This is a genomic window from Mesorhizobium sp. M7A.F.Ca.CA.002.04.1.1 (assembly GCF_004022805.1).
Taxonomy (GTDB): Bacteria; Pseudomonadota; Alphaproteobacteria; order Rhizobiales; family Rhizobiaceae; genus Mesorhizobium; species Mesorhizobium ciceri.
In genome coordinates this window covers 1-802 of sequence record NZ_RZPL01001191.1, presented here as the reverse complement: position 1 = coordinate 802, position 802 = coordinate 1, and the positions used below count along the sequence as shown (strand labels likewise).

Sequence of the window (802 nt, the reverse complement as noted above, 5' to 3'; positions counted from 1 at the left end):
GAGTTGGGCATAGAAAGGTTTGCGCTGCGCGGCAAGCGCGCCTGATTGGTCTGCGATGTGCATCGAACTCTCCCTGGCCGGATGGGCGAAAACGGATCGCCTGCGTGACTTCTCCCATCGCGGCGCTCCGGTCGCACGCCGCTGAAAACAGTTTTGCAAGCGTCGTGCCAGATCGGGGAAAGGCCGGAATCGCGGATTTCCGCCTTTGTCAGAGGTCGCGCGGACAATACTTGTGCGGATTTCCGCACAAGTGGCGTTTGCCTGGGCGGATTTTCGCATTACACTGACCGGAAAGCCGCGAAGAAAAGGGAGAGGGCAGACGCCGCAGGCAGGCACCGATAGCGAATCCCAAGGGTTTGCCGGCCGTGAGTTGCTGCGCGAGGCGGTGGCCCGGCTGCGCGACGGCCGCTGGCTTGCCGTGGTCGCAGCCCTTGCCGTCCTGGCTGGCGCGATCGCCATCGCCGGGCGCATCGCCTCCGGCCAGGCGGCCGACAATCTGCGCGACACAGCACTTGCCGCTCTGCCGCTGGCGGCGGGAACGCTGACCGGCGAAATCGAAAAGCAGCGCCTGGTTCCCTTGGTGCTGGCCCGCGACGATGCTGTGCGGGGCGCGCTGCGCCGGGCCGGGAAGATGCAAGAAGCGGCCCTCAACGACAAGCTCAAGGCGATTGCCGGCGATGCCTCGGCCTCCGCCATCTATGTCATCGATACGGCAGGCATCGCCATATCAGCCAGCAATGCCGGCGAACCGACCAGCTTTGTCGGCATCGACTATAATTTCCGGCACTATTTTCAGGAGGCG

The 802-nt window shown here is 64.3% G+C and carries 1 pseudogene; it reads left to right on the top strand.

Annotation, left to right across the window (positions count from 1 at the left end):
* Positions 1 to 232: 232 nt before the first annotated feature.
* A pseudogene (locus ENZ75_RS33220) lies at positions 233 to 802 on the top strand (sensor histidine kinase); the annotation flags it as partial.